The following is a 3,442-nucleotide window of genomic DNA, read 5'->3' on the forward strand; positions in this document are numbered from 1 at the left end:
GGGCGAGATCGCGCAGCACCGGCGGCATCGCCGGCCACGGCGCGCCGGTCCGGGGATCGATGGGATCATAGCGATAGCCGGTGTGATCGGTGATCCAGCCTCGCTCCCCGCAATTGGTCATGGCCACAGACATCAGATGGCCGCCGGGCGTGGTCATGCGGCGGAACGGAGATTGCGCCACGACGGCGCGCACCGCGTCGATCAGCTCGTTCTCGATCGGCCTGACGAAGCCGCGCAACAGCACGGCGCCGTCGGCGATCACCTCGCGCGACGGCTGTGCCTCGGCGACGTTGTCGAACAGATCAGCCGTCAATCGCAGTGCTCATTTGGCATCATGGAAGATCACACCCAGCGTGTGGCGCTGACCGGACCTGATCCGGCTGACGCCATGGCGCAGATTAACGCGGTAGGTACCGCGTGTCCCCTGCACCGGGCGGTGATGCACAGCGAAGGCGACCGCATCCCCCTGCGCCAGCGGAACCACCTCGGCGCGGGACTGCATGCGCGGGCGTTGTTCCGTCAGCACGAACTCGCCGCCGGTGAAATCGCGGCCCGGCTCGGACAGCAGGATCGCAACCTGGAGCGGGAACACGTGCTCGCCGTAGAGGTCCTGGTGCAGGCAATTGTAGTCGCCGGCCTCATATTGCAGCAGCAGCGGCGTCGGCCGCGCCTGCCCGGCCTCGTGGCAGCGCTTCAGGAAGGCCGCATGTGAGGCGGGATAGCGGATGTCGATCCCCATCGCCTCGTTCCAGCGATTGGCGACGCCCTGAAGCTGCGCGTAGAGCGCCGGGCGCAGCTGCGCAATCAGGTCGGGCAGCGGATAGGAGAAATATTTGTATTCGCCGCGACCGAAGCCATGGCGGCCCATGACGATGCGGCTGCGGAAGCCTGCGTCGTCCGGATAGAGCGCGGCGATGGTGCGGCATTGCTCCGGCGTGAGCAGGCCCTTCAGGACGGCGCAGCCCTGGGTGTCGAGCTCGCTGGTGATTTGGGGCCAGTCGAGGGCGTCGATGTGAGCGGCGAGGTCAGGAGCTGCCGCACGGCCGGCGGTCTTGGCGATTGCTGTCATGGACGGATTTTCGCTCCAGAGCGCGCTCTGCGCCACCCGATTTCCGTGCGGCCCAACGGCCCCAATTCCGTCCGGTTCCAACGCGAATTTGTGCCCGCCCCGCTCCTTCAGTCTGCACTTGATGCGCAAATTTCTCGTCATTGTTGCCAAGACGATGCTGGCCCTGCTCTCGCTCGCGGGTGTGGGCCTGCTCGCCTTGTCCGCTTGGCTGGTCTGGCATTATGGCTACGGCATCGGACTTCCGACCGAAGCCCAGCTCGCGGCGGTTTCGCCGACTGGTCCAGCGTGCAGAAACGATCCAAAGGGCGCCTACATTCCCCTCGTCGATATTCCGCCTCTGCTCCGGGACGCCGCGATCGCCTATGCGCAACCCGACTTCTATGCAGCCTGGACGTTGAATCCGATTGCCGAGATTGCGTTCGCCATGGGCACTGGTCGGAGACCCCGGCCGGCCGGCGTGACACAATCTGTCGCGCGCTGCCTGCTGTCACTCACCCTGGGGAATGACCGGCAGATCGACCCCATCGCCTCGATCTACTTCATGCAGCGGGTCACCCGCAGCCTGTCCCGGGACAGGATCCTCGAGATCTATCTCAACGAAAGCTATCTGGGGCACAGTGCATATGGCGTGGCGGCCGGGGCTGGGGCCTACTTCGGAAAGCCGCTCGCGGACCTTGCTGTCGACGAGGTCGCATTCATCTTGACGCGCGTGCGACAACCTTACCCGAGTCGATCTTTCGACACGCCCTCGCGAGATTATGCCATCGATCGCATGCAGATAGTTGGATTGATCAGCGAGACGCAGGCGGCAGCGGCGAAGAGCCGGCCGCTGCTGCTCAAGGACGCGCCGGGCGCTCAAGCCCAGCCGGTCAATCAATGACGACGCCGATCAGCCCAGCACCGGCAGCGTCACCACATCATAGCCGTGCTTGATCGTCCGCTTCAGCACGGGGTCTTCCAGCTCGAACTCGAACCGGTCGGCGGGGCGGATGCCGCCCTTGGCGGCGAAGGTGCCGCCGAACATGGCGCAGCCGTTGGGGAACTTGCCGTTATCAAAGCCGCGCGCGATGAGCTCCCTGACCGGCAGCATCGCATCCAGCGTCCCCTCCTGGTAAAGCACGCGCTCGCCCTTGATCGTGGCGTAGGAGCGCAGGATCATCTTGTCCCAATGGCCGATGACGTCCTCAAGCTCCCACAGCGTCGAGGCGATCGGCTTGTCACACATCTGCTTGGAGACCGTGACGCTGTAGGCCTCGACCTTGCGATCGGTGTGGTCGGAGCCGCAGCCGACGAAGACGCGGCCCTGCCAGCCGATCAGCACGAACTCGACCTCCCCGGAAGAATCGCCGCCGGTGCATTCGATGCTGTCTTCCTGGGTCAGCCGCCGCGCGGCGCCGCGATAGTAGATCGGGGTCGAGGCCGGCGGGGCGATGCCCATCTCCTGCAGCTCCTTGATGTGCTTGTCGCGCGCGACGGGATCGCGGCCGGTCCAGCCGGCGATGACCATCTGGTCGATCGCCAGCGTCAGCGGCGTGGTGGTGTCCTGGGCATCGACTGTGAAAGTGAGATCAAACACGAATGACGGCCTCCATGCCGGCAGCAAGCTCGAAAATGCGGTGATCCGATCCGCCGGCGCCCGCCAGCATCAGGCCGACGGGAATTTCGCCCTGGCGATGCGCGGGCAGCGAGATGGCGCAACCGTCGATCATGTTGATCAGGGTGCAGTTGCGCAGCGCCCGCAGGTTCTCTTTGGTGAATGCCTTGTCGTTGGCGAGGTCGGCGATCTTCGGCGGCGTGTTGGCGGTGGTCGGCAGCACCAGCGCATCATAGGGCGCGATGCGCGCATTGACGCGGGCGATCAGCGAGCGGCGCTCGTTGAGGAGATCGATGTAATCGGCCGCGCTCTGCGCCTCGCCGCGCATGATCCGCACGGAGACCCTGGGGTCGTAGACGTCGCCCTTCGCGGTGAGGAGATAGCGATGCCAGGCGTAGCTCTCGGACGCGGCAAAGCCGCCCTTGGCGTTCATTGGACCGATGTCGTGGAACTCCGCCATCTCGATGCGCTCGATGATGGCGCCGTGATCGGACAGCGTCTTCAGGGCGCGTTCGAACGTTTCGGCCACCTCTGCGTCGAGCTCGTCCAGCGCGATCGTGGTCGGCACCGCGAGCCGCATGCCCTGGATCGGCCGCGGCTTCAGCGGGGCGATCGGCTCGTTCGCGAGCACCGCGTCGAGAATGGCACAGCAGCTGACCGATCGCGCCAGCGGCCCGATGCTGTCGAGCGAGAACGACAGCGGCACGGAGCCATCGAGCGGGACGCGCCGCTGCGTCGGCTTGTAGCCGACGATGCCGTTGAAGGCCGCCGGAATCCGG

5 protein-coding genes are annotated in these 3,442 nt (G+C 65.7%); 1 reads left to right on the forward strand and 4 read right to left on the reverse strand.

Features of this window, described 5'->3' with window-relative positions; translation table 11 throughout:
* Both MOV75_RS31530 and MOV75_RS31535 read right to left on the reverse strand, forming a co-directional pair.
* Nucleotides 1-313: alpha-ketoglutarate-dependent dioxygenase AlkB (locus MOV75_RS31530; protein WP_247007273.1), on the reverse strand; the 313-nt coding region annotated here is incomplete at its 3' end.
* A 9-nt stretch (nt 314-322) separates the two neighbouring features.
* Nucleotides 323-1,069 carry a 2OG-Fe(II) oxygenase gene (locus tag MOV75_RS31535; RefSeq protein WP_246927338.1) on the reverse strand — a complete coding sequence of 249 codons (747 nt, stop codon included), beginning with the start codon at nt 1,067-1,069 and terminating at the stop codon, nt 323-325.
* On the opposite strand from MOV75_RS31535, the gene MOV75_RS31540 reads away from it, so the two are divergent.
* Nucleotides 1,068-1,949 (forward strand): transglycosylase domain-containing protein, encoded by an 882-nt coding sequence (locus tag MOV75_RS31540; protein WP_246927336.1) that lies wholly within the window; start codon nt 1,068-1,070, stop codon nt 1,947-1,949. The two genes, MOV75_RS31535 and MOV75_RS31540, sit on opposite strands and share 2 nt — an antisense overlap.
* Nucleotides 1,950-1,958: 9 nt before the next feature.
* Here MOV75_RS31540 and MOV75_RS31545 read toward each other — a convergent pair whose 3' ends face one another.
* Both MOV75_RS31545 and MOV75_RS31550 read right to left on the reverse strand, forming a co-directional pair.
* The gene (locus tag MOV75_RS31545) at nt 1,959-2,645 is read right to left on the reverse strand and encodes a DUF2848 domain-containing protein (RefSeq protein ID WP_246927324.1); all 687 of its coding nucleotides are present in this window, start codon (nt 2,643-2,645) and stop codon (nt 1,959-1,961) included.
* Nucleotides 2,638-3,442: amidase family protein (locus tag MOV75_RS31550; protein ID WP_247007275.1), on the reverse strand; the 805-nt coding region annotated here is incomplete at its 5' end. The genes MOV75_RS31550 and MOV75_RS31545, both read right to left, overlap by 8 nt.

This window comes from Bradyrhizobium sp. PRIMUS42 (genome assembly GCF_023006515.1).
Taxonomy (GTDB): Bacteria; Pseudomonadota; Alphaproteobacteria; order Rhizobiales; family Xanthobacteraceae; genus Bradyrhizobium.